At 64.5% G+C, this 20,731-nt stretch carries 19 protein-coding genes; 16 read left to right on the top strand and 3 right to left on the bottom strand.

Annotated features, from left to right (window positions below; genetic code table 11):
- Positions 1-65: 65 nt before the first annotated feature.
- The 9 genes from F6S12_RS14565 to F6S12_RS14605 all read left to right on the top strand — a co-directional run bounded on the left by F6S12_RS14565 (position 66) and on the right by F6S12_RS14605 (position 9,869).
- On the top strand, positions 66-1,163 hold the full coding sequence (locus F6S12_RS14565; RefSeq protein ID WP_315869015.1) for a serine hydrolase: 1,098 nt from the start codon (positions 66-68) through the stop codon (positions 1,161-1,163).
- On the top strand, positions 1,160-1,489 hold the full coding sequence (locus F6S12_RS14570) for a hypothetical protein (RefSeq protein ID WP_011059685.1): 330 nt from the start codon (positions 1,160-1,162) through the stop codon (positions 1,487-1,489). The genes F6S12_RS14565 and F6S12_RS14570 overlap by 4 nt, the downstream gene beginning before the upstream one ends.
- A gap of 171 nt (positions 1,490-1,660) precedes the next feature.
- Positions 1,661-2,836 carry a M20 aminoacylase family protein gene (locus F6S12_RS14575; protein WP_315869016.1) on the top strand — a complete coding sequence of 392 codons (1,176 nt, stop codon included), beginning with the start codon at positions 1,661-1,663 and terminating at the stop codon, positions 2,834-2,836.
- A 101-nt stretch (positions 2,837-2,937) separates the two neighbouring features.
- Positions 2,938-4,248 carry an MFS transporter gene (locus tag F6S12_RS14580; protein WP_041116354.1) on the top strand — a complete coding sequence of 437 codons (1,311 nt, stop codon included), beginning with the start codon at positions 2,938-2,940 and terminating at the stop codon, positions 4,246-4,248.
- Complete coding sequence (locus F6S12_RS14585) at positions 4,245-5,708, top strand: amidase (RefSeq protein ID WP_315869017.1); 1,464 nt, start codon at positions 4,245-4,247, stop codon at positions 5,706-5,708. Before F6S12_RS14580 ends, F6S12_RS14585 begins: the two co-directional genes overlap by 4 nt.
- Positions 5,709-5,788: 80 nt before the next feature.
- Positions 5,789-6,556 (top strand): IclR family transcriptional regulator, encoded by a 768-nt coding sequence (locus tag F6S12_RS14590; RefSeq protein WP_015634445.1) that lies wholly within the window; start codon positions 5,789-5,791, stop codon positions 6,554-6,556.
- A gap of 183 nt (positions 6,557-6,739) precedes the next feature.
- Positions 6,740-8,047, top strand: a complete 1,308-nt coding sequence (locus F6S12_RS14595; RefSeq protein ID WP_315869018.1) for an OprD family outer membrane porin — start codon at positions 6,740-6,742, stop codon at positions 8,045-8,047.
- 81 nt (positions 8,048-8,128) lie between these two features.
- Positions 8,129-8,710: a YceI family protein gene (locus tag F6S12_RS14600; protein ID WP_011059691.1), complete on the top strand. Its 582-nt coding sequence runs from the start codon at positions 8,129-8,131 to the stop codon at positions 8,708-8,710.
- Position 8,711: 1 nt separating this feature from the next.
- Positions 8,712-9,869: a phospholipase D-like domain-containing protein gene (locus F6S12_RS14605; RefSeq protein WP_077933463.1), complete on the top strand. Its 1,158-nt coding sequence runs from the start codon at positions 8,712-8,714 to the stop codon at positions 9,867-9,869.
- Positions 9,870-10,099: 230 nt separating this feature from the next.
- On the opposite strand, the gene bglX is transcribed toward F6S12_RS14605, so the two are convergent.
- Complete coding sequence (gene bglX, locus F6S12_RS14610; RefSeq protein ID WP_053156707.1) at positions 10,100-12,391, bottom strand: beta-glucosidase BglX; 2,292 nt, start codon at positions 12,389-12,391, stop codon at positions 10,100-10,102.
- Between the two features lie 382 nt (positions 12,392-12,773).
- Between bglX and F6S12_RS14615 the strand changes: the two genes are divergently transcribed.
- The 5 genes from F6S12_RS14615 (at position 12,774) to F6S12_RS14635 (ending at position 17,217) form a co-directional block, all read left to right on the top strand.
- Positions 12,774-13,382, top strand: a complete 609-nt coding sequence (locus F6S12_RS14615; protein ID WP_011059694.1) for a LemA family protein — start codon at positions 12,774-12,776, stop codon at positions 13,380-13,382.
- A complete protein-coding gene (locus F6S12_RS14620) occupies positions 13,382-14,302 on the top strand; it encodes a TPM domain-containing protein (RefSeq protein WP_053156709.1) in 921 nt (306 codons plus the stop codon). The genes F6S12_RS14615 and F6S12_RS14620 overlap by 1 nt, the downstream gene beginning before the upstream one ends.
- 33 nt (positions 14,303-14,335) lie before the next feature.
- The gene (locus F6S12_RS14625; RefSeq protein ID WP_123430182.1) at positions 14,336-15,094 is read left to right on the top strand and encodes a TPM domain-containing protein; all 759 of its coding nucleotides are present in this window, start codon (positions 14,336-14,338) and stop codon (positions 15,092-15,094) included.
- Positions 15,095-15,123: 29 nt separating this feature from the next.
- On the top strand, positions 15,124-15,741 hold the full coding sequence (locus F6S12_RS14630) for a TPM domain-containing protein (protein ID WP_041116364.1): 618 nt from the start codon (positions 15,124-15,126) through the stop codon (positions 15,739-15,741).
- 258 nt (positions 15,742-15,999) lie between these two features.
- Positions 16,000-17,217 carry a class I SAM-dependent methyltransferase gene (locus F6S12_RS14635; RefSeq protein ID WP_015634453.1) on the top strand — a complete coding sequence of 406 codons (1,218 nt, stop codon included), beginning with the start codon at positions 16,000-16,002 and terminating at the stop codon, positions 17,215-17,217.
- Here the strand turns inward: F6S12_RS14635 and F6S12_RS14640 are convergent.
- Positions 17,205-18,119, bottom strand: a complete 915-nt coding sequence (locus tag F6S12_RS14640) for a DMT family transporter (protein ID WP_041751995.1) — start codon at positions 18,117-18,119, stop codon at positions 17,205-17,207. The genes F6S12_RS14635 and F6S12_RS14640 overlap by 13 nt on opposite strands.
- A gap of 196 nt (positions 18,120-18,315) precedes the next feature.
- On the opposite strand from F6S12_RS14640, the gene F6S12_RS14645 reads away from it, so the two are divergent.
- A complete protein-coding gene (locus F6S12_RS14645; RefSeq protein ID WP_011059700.1) occupies positions 18,316-18,897 on the top strand; it encodes a DJ-1/PfpI family protein in 582 nt (193 codons plus the stop codon).
- A 14-nt stretch (positions 18,898-18,911) separates the two neighbouring features.
- Positions 18,912-19,217 carry a ribbon-helix-helix domain-containing protein gene (locus tag F6S12_RS14650; RefSeq protein WP_011059701.1) on the top strand — a complete coding sequence of 102 codons (306 nt, stop codon included), beginning with the start codon at positions 18,912-18,914 and terminating at the stop codon, positions 19,215-19,217.
- Positions 19,218-19,350: 133 nt separating this feature from the next.
- On the opposite strand, the gene F6S12_RS14655 is transcribed toward F6S12_RS14650, so the two are convergent.
- Positions 19,351-20,352: a GntR family transcriptional regulator gene (locus F6S12_RS14655; protein ID WP_011059702.1), complete on the bottom strand. Its 1,002-nt coding sequence runs from the start codon at positions 20,350-20,352 to the stop codon at positions 19,351-19,353.
- Positions 20,353-20,731 lie beyond the last annotated feature (379 nt).

A 20,731-nucleotide genomic window follows, 5' to 3' on the forward strand; every position in this document is an offset into this window, starting at 1 on the left:
GGTTGTCGCGAAACGGTCATGTGCCCGCAATAGGCTCGGCCCCAGACGGCTCTCGAGTGTCCTTCATGCCCAAAGCTTGGTTGCTGCTGGCCCTGCTTCTATTACTCAGCCTGCCGGCCCGGGCCGAGGAGTGGCCGGCGCTGCAATGGAGCCAGGGCACGCCAGCCAGCGGCCCGGCGTTGCAGGCCCTGGAGGATTACGCCTTTGTGCCCCGGGACGATGAGTCCCGCCAGGGCGTTCGCACCGACGCCTTGCTGGTGATCCGCGACGGTCGACTGCTCTACGAGCGCTACGCCGGGGCAACCGGGCCACAGACGCCCCATCTCGCCTGGTCTGCCAGCAAGAGCCTGCTGGCGGTGCTGCTGGGGGTGGCCTTTGGCGAGGGGCGCTTCCAGTTGCAGGACCCGGCGGCGAAGTTCTACCCGCCGCTCAAGGCCCATCCCGACATCACCCTGGCGGACTTGATGCACTGGGCCTCGGGCCTGGATTGGCAGGAAGACTATGAATACGCCCCTCTCAACTCTTCGGTGGTGGCCATGCTCTACACCCGCGGGCACCGGGACATGGCCGCCTTCACCGCGCAACAGGCTGCCTCCGGCCCGCCGGGCCAGGTGTTTCGCTATTCCAGCGGCGACAGCAACCTGCTGGCGGCCAGCCTGCGGGGCATGGTGGGGGAGGGGCAGTATGCGGACTATCCCTGGCGTGCCCTGTTCGAACCCCTGGGCATCACCCAGGCAGTGTGGGAGCGGGATGCTGCTGGCACTTTTGTCGCTTCCTCGTACCTCTACCTGACGGCCCGCGATCTGGCTCGCATTGGCCTGCTGATGCAGCGCGATGGCCGTTGGCGCGACCGGCAATTGCTGCCCAAGGCCTGGGTCGAATTCTGCCGCACGCCCTTTCGTGGCTATCGGGCCAACCAGGACGTGGCCGTGGCGGGCGGGCACTGGTGGCTCAACCGCGAGGTGGACGGGGCGCCACGGCCCTGGCCGGATGCCCCCGCCGATACCTACGCCGCGCTGGGACACTGGGGCCAGGCGCTGTATGTGCTGCCGGCGCAGCGCCTGGTGATCGTGCGCTATGGCGACGACCGTGACGGCAGCTACCAGCACAATGAACTGCTCAAGCGGGTGCTGGCCGCCTTCGCCACGCCGGAGCAGCCATGAAGCCCTGGCCCTTGATCCGTCGGCGTCCGCTGCTCAGCCTGCTGGCGCTCGGGCTGCTCCTGCTGCTGGGCTGGGGCTGGCAGCAGCGGGTGGCGTTGCAGGCCTTCCCGGACATCCTCGGCGCCTACACCGCCAAGGAGTACTGCTCCTGCCGTTACGTCATGCAACAACCTGCCGACTACTGTCGCGCCTACGTGCGCCAGTACCTGCCCACCAGCGCTTTTCTCGATGAGCCGCAGCCCCGTCGTGTCACCGCCAGCGCGCTGGGGCGCACCCATAGCGCGGTCTGGCGCAGTGCCCGTGAAGGTTGCCGCCTGGACCCCTGACCGGGGTCGAAACGATGGCGGCAGCTTTGTGTTCCATCCAGTGGAACCACATTTGATTGTCCTGTGCCCCGGCTCGCGGTTATCTGACGCAGAGCTTCGAGCACGCCCTGGCCCTCGTGCAGCGCTCCGAAAAAAAGAACGGGAACCCACCCGACCCAGAGGAGATACGCCATGACCCGACACCAGCACATTCTTGCCTGGCTCAACGATGTCGCCAGCGACCTACGGGCCATCCGCCAGGACATTCACGCCCACCCCGAGCTGGGTTTCGAGGAAAACCGCACCGCGGCGCTGGTGGCCCGCAGCCTTGAAGAGTGGGGTTATGAAGTGCACACCGGCGTGGGCCGCACGGGCGTCGTAGGGGTGCTGCGCAACGGCAGCAGCCCCCGCACCCTGGGCCTGCGGGCCGACATGGACGCCCTGCCGATCATCGAGAACACCGGGGTGCCCTACAGCAGCCGCTACAGCGGTTGCATGCACGCCTGCGGGCATGACGGCCACACCACCCTACTTCTCGGGGCGGCCCGTTACCTGGCGGCGACCCGGCAGTTCGACGGCACCCTGAACCTGATCTTCCAGCCGGCGGAGGAGGGCCAGGGTGGCGCCGAGGCCATGCTTGCCGACGGCCTGCTGGAGCGTTTCCCCTGTGATGCCCTGTTTGGCCTGCACAACATGCCGGGGCTGCCGGCCGGGCACCTGGGCTTTCGCGAAGGGCCGATGATGGCCTCCCAGGACCTGCTCAACGTGATAGTCGAAGGCGTCGGCGGCCATGGCTCCATGCCGCACCTGACGGTAGACCCGCTGGTGGCAGCGGCGAGCATGGTCATGGCCTTGCAGACAGTGGTAGCGCGCAACATCGATGCCCAGGAAGCCGCGGTGGTCACCGTCGGTGCCCTGCAAGCGGGCGAGGCGGCCAACGTGATTCCCCAGCAGGCCCTGCTGCGCCTGAGCCTGCGGGCCCTCAACGCACCGGTGCGCGAGCAGATGCTGGAGCGGGTCAAGGCCATTATCCGCACCCAGGCCGAGAGTTTCGGTTGCTCGGTCAGTATCGAGCATCGCCCGGCCTATCCGGTGCTGGTCAACAGCCCGGAGGAAACCGAGTTCGCCCGCAAGATCGGTGTCGAGCTGGTGGGGGCCGAGGCGGTCAACGGCAATACGCCGAAGCTGATGGGCAGCGAAGACTTCGGCTGGATGCTGCAGCGCTGCCCGGGCTGCTACCTGTTCATCGGCAACGGCGTGGCCCAGCCGATGGTGCATAACCCAGGTTACGACTTCAACGACGACATCCTCCTTACCGGCGCGGCCTATTGGGGCGCCCTGGCGGAAAGCTGGCTCAAACCGTCCTGACCCTTCCTGTTCCTGTGTCCCTGACTGCCCCGGGCGTGTTGTAGGCGCCCGGCACTTTAGCGAGCCCGCCAGAAGGCTCAAAAGTCTCCAAGGAACATCCCATGAGCGTCTCGACTCCCTCTGTTTCCAGGACCCGGCAGGTGGTTGCCGCCGTGGTCGGCAACGCCCTGGAATGGTACGACTTCATCGTCTACGGCTTTCTCGCCAGCTTCATCGCTCGCCAGTTCTTTCCCGCGGAAGACGAATACACCTCGCTGCTGATGGCCCTGGCCACCTTCGGCGTGGGTTTCTTCATGCGCCCGGTGGGCGGTGTGCTGCTGGGGATCTATTCCGATCGCAGGGGCCGCAAGGCGGCGATGCTGGTGATCATCCAACTGATGACCCTGGCCATCGCGATGATCGTGTTCGCCCCCAACTATGCGGCCATCGGTATCGGAGCGCCGCTGCTGATCGTGGTGGCACGCATGCTCCAGGGCTTTGCCACCGGTGGCGAGTACGCCAGCGCCACGGCCTACCTGGTGGAGAGTGCGCCGCCCCACCGCAAGGGCCTTTACGGCTCCTGGCAGTTGGTGGGGCAGTGCCTGGCGGTATTCAGCGGGGCGGCGATGGTGGCGGCGGTGACCCATTTCTTCTCGCCCCAGACCCTGGAACTCTGGGGCTGGCGCCTGCCATTCGTGATCGGCCTGTTGATCGGTCCGGTGGGGCTGTGGATCCGCAAGTACATGGAAGAGCCGCAAGCCTTTGTCGAGGCACGCAAGCAGGTGCGTGGCAAAGGGCCCGGGTTGTGGCAGGTGGTATCGGCCTATCGCCGAGCGATCCTGGTGTCCATGTGCATGTGCTGCGGGGGCACCGTGTCCTTTTATGTGGTGCTGGTGAACATGCCGACCTTTGCCCACACCAACCTCGGCCTGCCCCTGGATCAGGTGCTGTTGGTGCAGATGTTCGCCGTGGCCCTGATGACCCTGGTGATTCCCTTTGCCGGGGCCTTGTCGGATCGCATTGGGCGACGTCCAGTGCTGATGGCGTTCACCCTGGCGTTTTTTGTCATGGTCTATCCCTTGTATGTGTGGGTCGCTGCGGCGCCGTCCATCGAGCGCCTGCTGGCGATGCAGATGCTGCTGTGCGGGGCCATCGGCGGTTTCTTCGGCCCCGGCCCCACGGCCCTGGCCGAGCAGTTTCCCATCGAGGTGCGTTCCACCGGAGTGTCGGTGGCGTATAACGTCACGGTCATGCTGTTCGGTGGCTTTGCGCCGTTGATCGTGACCTGGCTGAGCAAGGTCATGGCCACGCCGGTGGCACCAGCCTTCTATGTCCTGCTGACCTCGGTCCTCAGCCTGCTGGGTACCTACTGCATGTATGACGCGGTCAGAGACGAAAAACCCGATGCCGTGAGCCTGGGAGGTGAGTCTTGATCAACCCCGCAGAACCATCGATCAATGCGTCGATTGTTGACCTGGACGCCCTGGCGCTGTCCCGGGCCATCCATGCCCGCGAGCTGTCCTGCCGCGAAGTAATGCAGGCCTACCTGGCGCAGATCGAGCGCTGCAATCCACTGGTCAATGCCCTGGTCTCGCTGGGGGACCCCGAGGCCCTGCTGGAGCAGGCCGACGAGCGAGACTGGCAGTTGGCCCAGGGCCAGTCCATGGGCTGGATGCACGGCATGCCCCAGGCGATCAAGGACCTGGCGGCCACCGCCGGGATGACCACCAGCATGGGTTCGCCGCTGTTTGCCGAGCATGTGCCCCAGGAGGATGCCATCAGCGTGGCGCGGGTCCGGGCCAGTGGCGCGATCATCGTCGGCAAGAGCAACGTGCCCGAGTTCGGCCTGGGCTCCCATACCTACAACCAGTTGTTCGGCACCACGGGCAACGCCTACGACAGCACCCTGTGTGCCGGTGGCAGCAGCGGCGGGGCCGCGGTGGCTCTGGCCCTGCGCATGCTGCCGGTGGCCGACGGCAGCGACATGATGGGCTCGTTGCGCAACCCCGCAGCCTTCAACAACGTGTTCGGCATGCGCCCCTCCCAGGGCCGGGTGCCGTTCGGCCCGACCCCGGAACTGTTCGTGCAGCAGTTGGCCACCGAAGGTCCCATGGGGCGCACGGTGGCCGACGTGGCGCGGCTGTTGGGCACCCAGGCCGGGTTTGACGCCCGGGCGCCTCTGTCGCTGAAGGACCCATCGGCGCAACCGGAGGCGGCGCTGCAACGAAATGTGAAGGGCCTGCGCCTGGGCTGGCTGGGGGACTACAACGGCTACCTGGCCATGGAGCAGGGCGTACTGGGCCTGTGCGAAAAGGCCCTCGGGGATTTCGCCAGCCTGGGCTGCGAGGTGGAAAGCTGCCAGCCGGACTTTTCCCTGGCCCAGCTCTGGGATTGCTGGCTGGTACACCGCCACTGGCTGGTCCAGGGCTCCCTGGGGGCGCTGTACGACGACCCGGACAAGCGCCGCTGGCTCAAGCCGGAAGCGTGCTGGGAAGTGGAGGGTGCGGCGAAGCTGAGCGCGGCGGATGTGTATCGCGCTTCCCAGAGCCGCAGCGACTGGTATCGCGCGTTGCAGCGCCTGTTCGAGCGTTACGATTTCCTGCTGCTGCCCACCGCCCAAGTGTTCCCTTTCGATGCACGGCAAGCCTGGCCGCGGCAGATCGATGGGCAGGAAATGGACACTTACCACCGCTGGATGGAAGTGGTGATCGGCCCGACCCTGGCCGGCTTGCCCAGTATCAGCATTCCGGTGGGTTTCAACCTGGCCGGTTTGCCCATGGGGCTGCAGATCATCGGTCCGGCCCAGGCCGACCACGCCGTGCTGCAATTGGCTTACGCCCATGAGCAGCTCACGCAGTGGGTGCGGCAGCGGCCGCCGGGCAACCTGCGGTAATCAAACGGGTGTGGTCGCCAAGGTCCGCAGGCCCGCATCTTGCTGGGTAAAACCTTTTCCTCAGTCAGGGAGCTCGGACTATGGCCAGCAAGGTAGAAACCGGCAGCGTGCGCTCAGTGGAGCGGGCCCTGGCCATTGTCGAGCTGATCGGCCAGCACCAGGCCCTGGGCCTGGAGGAGCTGCACTACCTGACGGGCCTGGCCAAGGCCACGGTATCGCGCATGCTGCTGACCCTGCAGGAACAGGGCTGGATCTATCGAGGCCTGAGTGACCGGCGCTACCGCCTGAGCGCCCGGAGCCTGTTCGGTGACAGCCGGCAGCGCTTCAAGCGCCAGATGGTGGAGCAGGCGGCGCCCTGGTTGCTGGAATTGAGTGCACGTACCGGGTTGGTCACCGACCTGTCGAGCTTCGACGGCGAGAGCCTGGAGGTCCTGGAAAGTGCGGTGCCCGAGGTATTGCGCAAGCGCTACCCGAGCAACAGCCGGATTGTCGGCCAGCATGCCAGCCTGTTTCATTCGGCCATGGGCAAGGCCTGCCTGGGGGCCCTGGCCAGTGCAGAAGTCGAGCGCCTGGCCGAGCAGGAGCAGGTGCCGGCCGAAGCCCGGCAACAGTGCCTGGAATCCCAGCACCTGGGGTTCGGCCAGCGCACCGAAGGGCACTGGGAATACCCGGTGCGCCTGCCGTTCCTGATCCGCGCCGTGGCCTTGCCGCTGCAGGCCGAAGGCCGGGTGATCGGCAGTATCGCCCTGCACTGGCCGCGGGACCTGGCCTGTGTCGAACAGGTGCGCAACCGCCACCTGTGGCTACTGGCGGAAACCGTCGAGCAGGTGCAGAAAGACATCGCCTGAAACCTCTCGCTCGGGCATTCCGGCTGCCCTGATCGTGCTGTGCGGACAACGCTCTCCTCAGACACCGGGTTCCATTCTGCGGAACCAGTGCCCATTGCCCTTTGCCCCGCTGCTCCGAGAATGAAGCCTGGTCCGCCTTCGGCGGCCATGACGCCAATTCCAATAATAAGAACAGGTGATCTCATGCGGGCTGAGCAACGTTATCTGAGCGGGCTGTTGTGTTGTCTGGTGGCTGGTGGGGCCTTGGCCGAGGGCTTTTTCGAGGACAGCCTCAGGTCCTTGCGTTACAGCCAGTCCTACTGGAAGGAAAACGACGGGGGAGGGTTCGGTCCGACCCGGGATGAATGGGTACAGGCCACCCAGTTCAGCTTCAGTTCCGGCTGGTATCGCGAGGTGCTGGGTCTCGACTACAGCTATGGCCTGGCCGATGCCTTGCACGTAGGGCGAGACGTCAACAACATCAGCAACCTGCGAGCCGACCGCAGCGTGCAGCAGCCCCATGGCATCGCCAAGCCCCTCGAGCTGTACCTGCGTGGGCGCTGGGTGGATGAAGCCGGAACCGTCAGCGCCGGAGTGGGGAAAAAAAGCCGGCAATACCAGCTTTACCGCGACGATCGCTATTCGCGCATCCTGCCGGCGGCCACCCTGGGCCAGGACCTGAGCTACGAGCGTGGCGCGCTGAGCCTGAACTTCAGCCGCATCGACGGTTTCAGCCCGCGCAACGACTCGGGCTGGAGCCAGGACCTGCGCAACTATCGAGGGCAGCGGATCGATGACCTGAGGCTCTATGCCCTGGGTCATGTGTTGCCTGGTGGCAGCAACCTGCAGCTTGAACACGGCGTGGCCCGGGACTACCTGCGCGCGTCCTCGGTGAAACTGACCCACAGTTTCGAACTGGCCCCCGAGCGCGGCATCGATGTGTATGCCATCTGGGGGCGCCAACAGGATGCCGGCAAGCGCTTCGAGTATTCCGGCGTGCGCGGGCTGTATGAGGCGGAGCGCTCTCACGATGCTCGGCATCTGGATCTGCTGTTCAAGTACCGGTTCAGCCGCTACTACGCCGGGCTGACCTGGAACAAGGTCTGGGGTGACGACTATGACCGCACCTTCTTCGCCCAGGACAACGGCACCTGGAACAGCAGCGGCAAGCTGTTCTACTACTTCGGCCTGCAGGACGAGGAGATGTTCAAGCTGCTGGGAGGCATGGATTTCGCCGACTTCGGCTTGCCGCGGCTGAAGTTGGATATGCACTACGCTGCCTCCAATCACGCCAAAGGCTACGCAGGTTTTTCCCGCCGGGAATTTCAGAGCGTGCTGCGCTATGCCTTCGACGGCTGGTTCGATGGGCTCGATGTCGCCTGGCTGCACGGGCGCTTTCGTACCCACGGGGAGCCCGACGGCATCCAGCGCCAGAGCCTCTCCAGAGGACCGGCAGGCATCATCAGCCATAGCGCCGAACGCTTCTACCTGGACTATACCTACCGCTTCTAGCTCTACTGCGCCGCCTGCCGTGACGTTTGCCAGCCTTCTGGCGGGCGGTTAAGGTGGCGCCTTCTGTACATGGGAGCTTGCATGCGTACGCCGATCCGCCTTCTTTTCAGCCTGCTCGGGGTACTGGCCCTGCCGGCCCAGGCCAACTGGTACCTGGACAACGAATCTTCCCGCGTGTCCTTCGTCACCACCAAGAACGCCAGTGTTTCCGAGGTCCAGCGCTTTCTGGTGCTGCATGGCAAGGTCGATGGCAAGGGCCAGGCGCAGTTGCAGATCGAACTGGAGTCGGTGAGCAGCGGGATTCCCTTGCGCGATGAGCGCATGCGCCAGGAACTGTTCCAGATCGCCCAGTTTCCCGAGGCACGGATCAGTGCACAGATCAACCTGCGACCGATCAACGACCTGGCCCCCGGCGCACAGATCGAATTGCTGCTGCCGGTCACCGTCGCCCTGCACGGCGAGGAACACACCTACAACGCCGAATTGCTGGCCACCCGCCTGGATGACCGGCGCTTCCAGGTGGTGACCCTGGAACCTCTGGTGCTCAACGCCGAGGACTTCAACCTGGCCCCCGGCCTCGACAGCCTGCGCAAGATGGCCGGGTTGTCGGCCATCAGTTTCTCGGTGCCGGTGGGTGCGGTGCTGATCTTCACGGCGCGTTGACATGCGCGCAGCGGTGTTCCCCTGGCGCGAAGGCAACCGCTTCGAGTTGCTGATCGACGGCCCGCAGTTCTTCCCGCGGATGCTGGTGGCCATTGCCCGCGCCCAGCACCAGGTGGAACTGGAGCTGTACCTGGTGGAAGCCGGGACCTGCGCCGAGGCCATGGTCCAGGCTCTGGTGCAGGCAGCGCAGCGCGGGGTGCGGGTGCGCTGCCTGTTCGACGACTACGGCAGCCTGGCCTTTACCCAGGCCCTGCGCCGCAGCCTGACCGAGGCCGGTGTCGAGCTGCGCTTCTACAACCGGCTGAAATGGCGCCAGGGCTTTCTCAACCTGTACCGCGATCATCGCAAGCTGCTGCTGGTGGACCAGGCCCTGGCGGTGGTGGGCGGCACTGGGGTCACCGATGAGTTCTGGAAACCCGAGGACAACAGCTGCGACTGGCATGAGGTGATGGTGGCGATTGCCGGCCCCATGGTCAGCGACTGGCAGCAGCTGTTCGACCGGCAATGGAGCGCCAACCTGTATCGCGGAGCCTGGAAGCCCGGTGCCGATTTCGGCCTGCCACGCCTGCCGCGCCTGCCTGATACCGGCGAGGGCATGGGCCGGGTGGCCTACGCCGACGCCCGCCAGCACCGCGACATCCTGCATTCGCTGATCCGGGCCCTGAGCAGCGGGCAGCGGCGCATCTGGCTGGCGACCCCGTATTTTCTGCCCACCTGGTCGGTGCGCCGTTCGTTGCGCAAGGCGGCGGCCCGAGGCCTCGACGTACGCCTGCTGCTGACCGGGCCGCGCACCGACCACCCGGCGGTGCGCTATGCCGGGCACCGCTACTATCCGCGCCTGCTCAAGGCCGGGGTGCGGATTTTCGAGTACCAGCCGCGTTTCCTGCACCTGAAGATGGCACTGGTGGACGACTGGGTGAGCGTGGGCTCGTGCAACTTCGACCACTGGAACCTGCGCTTCAACCTGGAAGCCAATCTGGAGGCCCTGGACCCTGCGTTGACCCAGGCAGTGGTGGCGAGTTTTGACGCCGACTTTGCCCAGAGCGAGGAAGTCAGCCTGGCGGTGTGGCGCAAGCGACCGCTGTGGCGGCGGATCAAGCAGCGGATCTGGGGTTGGGTCGACCGTCTGGTGGTCAACCTGCTGGATCGGCGCGGCTGACTCACGTGGCTGACACGGCTGGCTGTAGCCGCTGCCGCAGGCTGCGAACGAGCGCGAAGCGGTCGCGGCGGTCGTGAGTCCGATGGAGGTTTGGCGGGAGATCGACAAGCACGGTCCTGCGGACCTTTGCGCAGCCTCGCAGGCTCGGCAGCGGCGACAGATATTGCAGCGATTGTGGGGGTTACAGAAGGAGTCGGCCGGCGCAGGTCCTGCGCCGGCCGCTGGCAGGCTCAGAGCAGTTCGAAGCTCTGTTGCTTGACGTCCTGGGAATCCAGGCCGATCTGCACATTGAAGTCGCCCGGCTCTGCGGCGTACTTGAGCTGCGCGTTGTAGAACTTCAGGTCGTCCTCGGTGATGGTGAAGTGAATGGCTTTCTCTTCACCGGCCTTGAGCATGACTTTCTGGAAGTTCTTCAATTCCTTGATCGGGCGGATCATCGAGCCGGCCACGTCCTGGATGTACAGCTGCACCACGGTTTCGCCGTCACGCTTGCCGGTGTTCTTCACCGTCACGCTGGCGTCTAGCTTGCCGCTCTTGTTCAGGGTGGTGGAGGACAGGGCCATGTCCGACAGGCTGAAGCTGGTGTAGCTCAGGCCATAGCCGAACGGGAACAGCGGGCCGGTGGTGTCGTCGAAGTACTGCGAGGTGTAGTTGCCCGGCTTGCCCGGGGTGAACGGCCGGCCGATGGTCAGGTGGTTGTAGTAGGTGGGGATCTGCCCCACGGAGCGGGGGAAGGTGATCGGCAGCTTGCCCGACGGGTTGTAGTCGCCGAACAGCACGTCGGCGATGGCGTTGCCACCTTCGGTGCCGCTGAACCAGGTTTCCAGGATCGCATCGGCCTGCTGGTTTTCTTCCAGCAGCGACAGCGGCCGGCCATTCATCAGCACCAGCACCAGTGGCTTGCCGGTGGCCTTGAGGGCCTTGATCAGGTCGCGCTGGCTGGCAGGAATGTGCAGGTCGGTGCGGCTCGAGGATTCGTGGGACATGCCCCGGGATTCACCCACCGCGGCCACGATCACATCCGATTGCCGGGCGGCCTTCACCGCTTCGTCGATCATCTGCTGCGCCGTGCGCGGGTCGTCCACCACTTCCGGGGCATCGAAGTTGAGGAAGTTCAGGTAGTCCACCACCTTCTTGTCGGCGGTGATGTTGGAACCCCGGGCGTACACCAGTTGGGCCTTGTCTCCCAGTACATTGCGCATGCCGTCGTAGAGGGTCACCGATTGCGCCGGCACCCCGGCGGCGGCCCAACTGCCCATCATGTCGATCGGCGCCTTGGCCAGCGGGCCCACCAGGGCGATCTTGGCGGTTTTCTGCAGTGGCAGGGTGTCGTTCTGGTTCTTCAGCAGCACCAGGCTGCGTCGCGCGATATCCCGGGCGTCGCTGCGGTGCAGGCGGCTTTCGGCGTTGGTGTCGGCGGGGTCGTCCTCGGCCTTGCCGATGCGCACGTACGGGTCCTTGAACAGGCCCATGTCGTACTTGGCGGCCAGCACTTCACGCACGGCGTTGTCGATGTCCTTCTGTTCGATCTCGCCGGACTTGAGCAGCCCCGGCAGCTCCTTGCCGTACAGCGAATCGTTCATGCTCATGTCGATGCCGGCCTTGATCGCCAGTTTGGCCGCTTCACGTCCGTCCTTGGCGACGCCATGGCGGATCAGTTCGATGATCGCCCCGTGGTCGCTCACCGCCAGGCCCTTGAAGCCCCACTCCTTGCGCAGCAGGTCGTTCATCAGCCAGGTGTTGGAGGTGGCGGGCACGCCGTTGATCGAGTTCAAGGCCACCATCACCCCGCCGGCGCCGGCGTCGATCGCCGCGCGGTAGGGCGGCAGGTAGTCCTGGTACATCTTCACCGGGCTCATGTCGACGATGTTGTAGTCGCGACCGCCTTCCACCGCGCCATACAGGGCGAAGTGCTTGACGCTGGCCATGATGCTGTCCGGCAGGGCCGGGCTCTGGCCCTGGTAGGCCTTGACCATGACCTTGGCGATGCGCGAGACCAGGTAGGTGTCTTCGCCAAAGCCTTCGGAGGTACGGCCCCAGCGCGGATCGCGGGAGATATCGACCATCGGCGCAAAAGTGATGTCCAGGCTGTCGGCGCTGGCTTCCTTGGCGGCAATGCGCCCGGAGCGGCCGATGGCATCCATGTCCCAGCTGGAGGCCAGGGCCAGGCTGATGGGGAAGATGGTCCGGTGGCCGTGGATCACGTCGTAGGCGAAGAACATCGGGATCTTCAGCCGGCTGCGCATGGCCGCGTCCTGCATCGGCCGGTTTTCCGGGCGGGTGATGGAGTTGAAGGTGCCGCCGATATTGCCCGCGGCAATTTCCTTGCGAATCAGCTCGCGGGGCATTTCCGGGCCGATGCTGATCAGCCGCAGCTGGCCGATCTTCTCTTCCAGGGTCATGCGCTTGAGCAGGTCGCTGATAAAGGCTTCTTTGTTTTCCAGGGGGACCGGGGCAGTTTCGGCCAATACAGGGTGACTGGCCAGGCTGACCAGCAGGCCCAGCAAACACAGCTTCTTCATGAATATTGTTCTCAAGGGCTCAAGACCGACGCATGAGTGACGCGTCGAACAGCCAAAATTTAGGGAGCGACTATTGTTGTTCAGATAATTCCCGCACACTTCAGGCGGTGTGAAAACTGCTGCGTTCGGCAATACGGCGTTAAAAACAGGCTCGGAATGCTCATGTAGCCTCCTACACTCCGCTTCCTCGCCTGTTTTTGCCTTGTCTTGCCTTCACTCGCGACGTTTTCACACCGCCTTATTTCTGAACTCTTTTTCGCGCTGGGCATCTTTTAGCCCATCAGCCCGATGCATTCCAGTGGCGCAGGCAGATTTTGCCCACAGGATGTGTGAAAGCGGGCAAAAGCTTCATTTCAATCAGGTTGTGCAAGGAGCCTCACCCATGAACATCACTCAAAGCCTGCGTTCGAGCTGGCCCATCGCTGCCTTGTTGCTGCTTACCAGCCTGCTCAGCGGCTGCGGCATCAACAACATTCCGACCCTGGACGAGCAGGTCAAGGCCGACTGGGGCCAGGTGCAGAACCAGTACCAGCGCCGCGCCGACCTGATCCCCAACCTGGTGGAAACCGTCAAGGGCTACGCCAAGCACGAAGAGCAGACCCTCACCGCGGTGATCGAGGCGCGGGCCAAGGCCACCTCGATCCAGGTGGACGCCAGCACCCTGGACAACCCGGAAAAACTCAAGCAGTTCCAGCAGGCCCAGGACCAGTTGAGCGGTGCCCTGAGCCGCCTGATGGTGGTCTCCGAGCGCTACCCGGACCTCAAGGCCAACCAGAATTTCCTGGCCCTGCAATCCCAGCTTGAAGGCACCGAGAACCGCATCGCCGTGGCCCGTCGCGACTTCATCCTGGCGGTGCAGAAGTACAACACCGAGATCCGTACCTTCCCCGGCCGCCTGTGGCACAGCCTGATGTACAGCGACATGCCGGTGCGTGAATCCTTCGAGGCCACCAGCCCCGACGCCGACAAAGCGCCGCAAGTCAAATTCTGATGAGCCCCGGGCGGCGCGTGCTGCAAGGCGCGCTGCTGTGGCTTTGGCTGGTGGGTGGCGCCGTACTGGCGCAACCACCCGGGCCCACACCCACGGATGGGGTGCCGTTGCGTTCGTCGCAACCCGCTGTCCAGGTCGAGCCCGCACCGACCACTGCGACAGCGGCACCGATTGAACGCCTGTTTCCCAAGCTGACCGGGCGGGTGGTGGACACCGCGCAGTTGCTCACGCCATCGGCGCAGGTCTACCTGGCGCAGATGCTGGAGCGGCTCGAGCAGACCACCACCGACCAGGTCGTGGTGGCCACGGTGCCTAGCCTGGGTGGCCATAGCATTGAGGAGTTCGGCCTGCAGTTGGGCCGGCACTGGGGGATCGGCCGGAAGGACAAGAACAACGGCGTCCTGCTGCTGGTGGCCAAGGACGATCGCAAGGTGCGGATCGAGGTCGGTTACGGCCTGGAGGGGCGGCTCAACGACATGGTGGCCCACTTCATCATCGATGGTTCGATCATTCCGTACTTCAAGGACGACCTGTATTCCTCGGGGATCATTGCCGGGGCCACGTCCATCGTGAACGTACTGTCGTCCACCGACCGGCCGATGCTGGTGTACCGCTCGGTGGAGAAAAGCTGGTACCAGGGCATCGAGTGGATGTGGTGGTTCGAGAGGTTTTTCTACCTGGTGTTCGTCGGTGTACCGTTGTTCGGGTTCCTGACCCAATGGCGCAGCGGCAATGATTCGCCGGTTGTTGCCAGCGACGATTCGGCCAGGCGCGAAACCAGGGCCGAGCGCGACGCAGGTTCGAGCAGCAGTGCGTTCGACTGGTTCGACTCCAGCAGCTCCAGCTCCAGTTCAAGCTCGGACAGCTTCAGCGGGGGTGGCGGCAGTTTTGGCGGTGGCGGGGCGTCCGGCAGTTGGTAGCACACGCGGACAAACATTAAGGATGAGGTGCTGATGCGACTTTATAAAATCGGCCTGGTGCTGTTGCTCTGGGTCTTTGCGGTCTCGGCCCAGGCCGAGCTGAAGTTCCCGGCCCTGAGCGGGCGGGTGGTGGACGACGCGCAGATGATCGAGCCGACCATCAGCGCCCTGCTGACTCGGCAACTGCAAGCCCACGAACAGGCCACCGGCGAACAGCTGGTGGTGGTGACCCTGCCGGACCTGCAAGGCGCCAGCATCGAGGAATTCGGCTACCAGTTGGGGCGCCACTGGGGCATCGGCCAGAAGGACAAGAACAACGGCGCGCTGCTGATCGTCGCTCGGGACGAGCGCAAGCTGCGCATCGAAGTGGGCTACGGCCTGGAGGAGCGCCTGACCGACGCCCAGGCCTCGGTGATCATCAACCAGGTGATCACCCCGGCGTTCAAGACCGGGCAGTTCAGCAAGGGCATCAGCGACGGGGTTTCGGCCATGCTCCTGGTGCTCGGCGGTACGCCGCTGGACGAGCCGGCCACGGCCTACGACAGCGGCGGCCAGAGCAGCGACCAGGACGATTTTGTCCAGCGTCACCCGTGGCTGTTCATCTTCATGGTGCTGCTGTTCATCCTGGTGGTGATGGTGGCGCAGGCGCTCGGGTTCATCACCACCACCAGCGGGCGCGGCGGTGGCGGAGGCGGTGGCTTCGGCGGTTTTGGTGGCGGCTCCGGCGGCGGGGGCGGCTTCAGTGGTGGCGGCGGCAGCTTTGGCGGCGGCGGTTCCTCCGGCGGCTGGTAACTGACAATAAAAAGCGGAAATCCAACGACATGGCATTACTCAGTGAATTCGAACAACGGCAGGTGGCCGAAGCCATCGCCCGGGTGGAACAGCAGACCGACGCCGAACTGGTGACGGTGCTGGCGGCCCGGGCCGACGACTACGCCTATATCCCGCTGCTCTGGGCCAGCCTGCTGGCGCTGGTGGTGCCGGGGCTGGTGCACTACGCCACCGGCTGGCTGAACATGCACCTGTTGCTGCTGGCGCAGTGGGCGACCTTTATCGTGCTGTGCCTGGTGTTCCGCCTGCCGCGGGTCACCACCCGGCTGATTCCGCGATCGGTGCGTCACTGGCGCGCTTCCAACCTGGCCCGGCGCCAGTTCCTCGAACAGAACCTGCACCACACCGTGGGCGGCACCGGGGTGCTGATCTTTGTCAGCGAAGCCGAGCGCTATGTGGAGATCCTGGTGGACGAGGGCATCTCCAGGCGCCTGGACAACAAGAACTGGAACGCGATTGTCCAGGCCTTTACCCAGCAGGTCCGGCAAGGCCAGACCCTGCAGGGCTTCCTTGATTGCATTGAAGCCAGCGGCGAGTTGCTCAAGACCCATGTGCCCCTGACCCAGGTACGCAACGAATTGCCCAACCGCCTGGTGGTGCTCAACTGACCCACCCAGCTGGGGACTATGGCGTGCTACCTGTGTAGGAGCCGGCTTGCCGGCGAAGAGGCCCGTGAGCCTTGCACCGCCCTTGGGGACGCCTTCGCTGGCAAGCCAGCTCCTACGGGGCGGGATTGGGGGGATTTTTCCGGGGGGCGACGATTTTTTACCGTCGGGTGAATAACTTCGTGCCCCGACGGGGCTTGCTCCCTAAAATACCCGCCATTCCCTGATCGACACCGCGCATCGCCCGAGGCTCCTGCCCCCATGTCTGTTACCGCACCTTCCGCCCGCCCCGCGCCGGATCATCACGCCCAGTTCCTGCAACTGCTCGACACCAGCCTCACGCAGAACGCCTTTATCAAGCTGGTACTGGCCAAGCACGTGGGCCCGGAGGCGGACCTGCAACGCCTGATCATCAAGCAACTGACGGTCAAGGAGCAGCCGTGCCTGTCCTTCGTCTATCGCTACAAGACCCGGGACATCACCAAGAACTTCTCCCTGGACGAAGGCATCGCCGCCATCGCCGAGCTGCTGCCGGCTGCGTTCAAGAACGCCCACCTGCTGACCCTCACCGACGAGGTACAGCTCGAATACAGCAAGAAGGGCAAGAGTTCGCTGTTCAAGGGCAAGCCGCAAACCCAGCGCGATGCGCCGTCCGCCGAGCACAACCGGGAGAAGAACCGCTTCCTCGACCTCAGCCGGCCGTTTCTCGCCGACCTGGGGGTGACCAACAAGCAGCATGAGCTGATTCCGGCGATGTCACGCAAGTGGAAGCAGATCAACAAGTTCATCGAGGTCTTCAGCCACGCCCTGGGCAGCTCGCCGATCAAGCTCGACCAGCCGGTGCGGGTGGCGGACTTCGGCTCCGGCAAGGGCTACCTGACCTTCGCCATCCACGACTACCTGCGCAATACCCTCAAGGCCGAGGGCGAAGTCACCGGCGTCGAGTTGCGCGAGGACATGGTGACCCTGTGCAACGCCGCCGCGCAGCGCCTGGAGCACCCGGGCCTGGTGTTCAAGTGCGGTGACGTGCGCAGCGTGGCCCCCAGCCAGCTGGAAGTGATGATCGCCCTGCACGCCTGCGACATCGCCACCGACTACGCGATCCACACCGGTATCCGCTCCGGCGCGGCGATCATCATGTGCTCGCCGTGCTGCCACAAGCAGATCCGCCAGCAGATCCAGAGCCCGCTGCTGCTCAAGCCGATGCTGCAATACGGCCTGCACCTGGGGCAGCAAGCGGAAATGGTCACCGACAGCCTGCGGGCGCTGTTCCTCGAAGCCTGCGGTTATGAAACCAAGGTCTTTGAATTCATCTCCCTGGAGCACACCAACAAGAACAAGATGATTCTGGCGGTCAAGCGTGCCGAACCGCAGGATCCCAGCCAGTTGCTGGCCAGGATCGAAGAGCTCAAGGCCTTCTACCAGATCAGCGAACATTGCCTGGAAACCCTGCTCAAGGCCGACGGTTACCTCGGCTGAGGGCTGGCCGGCGGCGTGGGCAGCGGTGTGGCCGGGCGCACCGCGGTCTTGCGCCCCAGGACCACGGTAAGGATCACGCCCACCGCGAACACCCAGGTAATGGGCTGCACCTGTTCATCGAAGAACAGGGCGGAAAAGGCGATGGTGAAGAAGATCTGCAGTAGCTGGATCTGGCTCACCCGAGCAATTCCGCCCATGGCCAGCCCGGCATACCAGGCGAAAAAACCCAGGAACTGCGAGAACAGCGCAACGTAGCCGAAGGCCCACCAGGTCCTCATGGAAATCGCCCCCTGGTGCTGCGCCGCCAGGTACCACACCGGTCCGATCAGCAGCGGCGTGGACAGCACCAGAGCCCAGCAGATCACCTGCCAGCCACCCATCTCCCGCGCCAGCCGGCCCCCTTCGGCATAACCCAGGCCGCCCACGGCAATCGCCCCGAGCATCAGCACATCACCGGCCTGGATGCTGCCCGCGCCACTGAGCAGCGCATAACCCAGCACCAGCGCACTGCCCAGGGCGGCGCAAGCCCAGAAGGCCTTCGACGGCCGCTCGTGGGACAGCCACGCCGCATACAGCGCCACGCACAACGGTTGCAGGCCATTGACCAGCGCGCCGTGGGACGCGGGCAGGGTCTGCATGGCCCAGGCCGAAAGCACTGGAAAGCCGAGGATCACCCCGAGAATCACCACGCTCAGGCCCTTGACCTGCTTCCAGGTCGGCCATCTTTCCCGGCGCCAGAGCAGCAGCAAGGCCGCCGGGATCGCCGCGAACAGCGCGCGGCCCAGGCCGTTGAGCAAGGGGTGCATCTGCTCCACCACTATCCGGGTGAAGGGCAGGGTCAGGCTGAAAATGATGACACCCAGCAGGCCGAGGGCCATGCCGGTGTTTTCGCGCGAGGACATGATGGCTACCAGAATTCGTACAGGGACACAGGTGCCTGCATCTAGCCATAAAGCCGCGCGATCCTGGTGCTACAGCTGGGTGCAGAGTTGTCCGTACAGTTGTCGCTGTAGTACCGGGTTATTACCCGGGCCGGTGGATTGGGGCTACCTTGAATACTCCTTGCGCCCCCGTCTTTCACTGAAAGGAGTCCACTCCATGGCCGCGAAAAAGATTCTCATGCTGGTTGGCGATTACGTCGAAGACTACGAAGTGATGGTGCCGTTCCAGGCCCTGCTGATGGTCGGTCACAACGTGCATGCGGTGTGTCCCGACAAGAGCGCCGGGCAGACCGTGCGCACGGCGATCCACGACTTCGAGGGCGACCAGACCTACAGCGAAAAGCCGGGCCATCTGTTTGCCCTGAACTTCGATTTCGCCCAAGTGAAGTCCAGCGATTACGACGCCCTGCTGATCCCCGGTGGCCGTGCCCCGGAATACCTGCGCCTGAACGAAAAGGTCCTGCAACTGGTCAGGGAATTCGACCAGGCTGGCAAGCCGATTGCCGCGGTGTGCCACGGCGCGCAACTGCTGGCGGCGGCCGGCATCCTCGAAGGCCGCGAATGCAGCGCCTACCCGGCCTGCGCCCCGGAAGTTCGGCTGGCGGGGGGCACCTATATCGATATCCCCGTGACCCAAGGCCATGTTCAAGGCAATCTGGCCACCGCCCCGGCCTGGCCGGCGCATCCCAGTTGGCTGGCCGGTTTCCTGGGCCTGCTGGGCACCAAAATCACCCTGTAAGCGAGGGCCACGCCATGTGCGAGCTGTACGTCAAAGCCGACCCGATTCTCTACGAATCCCGTTCTCGCTCGTTGCGCATCTGTGGCGTGGTCACGACCTTGCGCCTGGAAAACCAGTTCTGGGACATCCTCAGCGAGATCGCCGAAGTGGACGGCATGACCACCAACCAGCTGATCGCCAAGCTGTATGAAGAGGTCATGGATTACCGTGGCGAAGTGGTGAATTTCGCCTCCTTCCTGCGGGTCAGTTGCACCCGCTACCTGAGCCAGCGCCGCAGCACCGTCCCCGACCTCAGCCTGGTAAAGCGCAACGCACTGTAGCCGCTGCCGCAGGCTGCGAAAGGCCCGCAGGGACGCGGGGTTCTGAGGGCCGCCGGAGGTTTGGCAGGCGATCGCCAGGCAAGGTCCTGCGGACCTTTGCGCAGCCTCGCGGGCTCGGCAGCGGCTACGGGGCTCAGCTGATTTTGCTGAGGAAGCCGGGTAGTTCCGGTTCCGGGAGCACCGACAGCACTTTGAGGCGTTGCAACATGCGCTGGCGGGCGCGTTGCAGGTGTTCTCTGAGGTTCAGGGCCGCAGCGTCGTAGGCACCGTGCAGCAGCAGTTCGAGGATCAGTCGGTGCTCGGCGAGCATCGCCGGGTCGGCGCCGATGCCCAGCAGGCGGTAGAAGATCCGGTTGATGATCATCGGGCTCTGGGCCTGACGGATCAGCGCCGCCATCTTGCGGTTCTGCAAGCCGCCCAGGCATTGCTGGTGCAGGTCTTCTTCCAGGCGTTCCAGGGCCTCCAGGCCACAGTGCTCGGCCTGTTGCGCCTGGGTCACCCGTTCCAGCATCTGTTCCAGGCGTTCGCGGCCCAGGCCCGGCGCGCTCTGGCGCAGGGCTTCGGGTTCCAGGCAGGCGCGCAGTTCGTAGTCTTCGGTGACTTCCCGGGCGGTCAGCGGCCCGGCCAGCCATTGGGAGTAGGGTTCCTTTTCCACCAGGCCGCGATCGCGCAGGCGCATCAGTGCTTCGCGGACCACCGCGCGGCTGACGCCGTAGTGCTCGGCGGCGGCCTGTTCGTCGAGGCGAAAATGACCGAAGGCGATGCAGGTGGAGAGGGCACTGCCCAGTTCTTCGTAGATCCGTTCCCCCAGGGGGCGGGTGTCCACCAGTTCTTCGTCGCTGGCCAGCCCCAGGTGGGCATGGCTCAGGGGCAGGCGCAGCGGTTCGATCTCCAGGCCCTGGGGGTTGATCAGGTAGCCGCGGCCGTCAAAACGGCTGATCAGCCCTTCGCCGTGCAACAGATCGAGGGCCTTGCGCACCGGCACTCGGCTGGTGCCGAACAGTTCCGCCAGGGGCGCTTCCAGCAGCACCAGGCCCTGCAGGGCGGTGCCCTGGAGGATGGCGTCGCGCAAGACCTGACGGATCATGGCGTAGCGCGATGCGGTGCGCGGGTCCTCTGCTGACACTGCTTTCATCGGTTCCTCTAGGGGCTGTTGCCGGTGGGTGACGAGCCCGTTGCCGGGCCGCGGTGGCCGGGGATTCTCTCACAGTTGCCAAGTGTCACTGAGTGCCACGTTTGGTTGCCCCGTCCTGGGGCCGCCCTGGGTGGGTTGTTACCTTTCTGCACCAAAATGTACTTTTTAATAAAAGATACATTATTTCAATGGCAGCCCCTTGGGCGAGGATTTTCTCCGTCGGTCGTCGCGCGATCTCTGTCAGTAACCCACTCTGGCTCGCTATTACAGGCGAATCTGGGGGATTTTCCGAAAGCACGCGGTGCTCCCTGCGTTTTGAGCTGGCACGGAATCTGCTCTGTATAAAATGTACATTTTAATATTTAGTACATTTTTAGAT

The sequence above is a fragment of the Pseudomonas sp. JV245A genome (genome assembly GCF_032424515.1).
In the GTDB taxonomy this organism is placed as follows: Bacteria; Pseudomonadota; Gammaproteobacteria; order Pseudomonadales; family Pseudomonadaceae; genus Aquipseudomonas; species Aquipseudomonas protegens.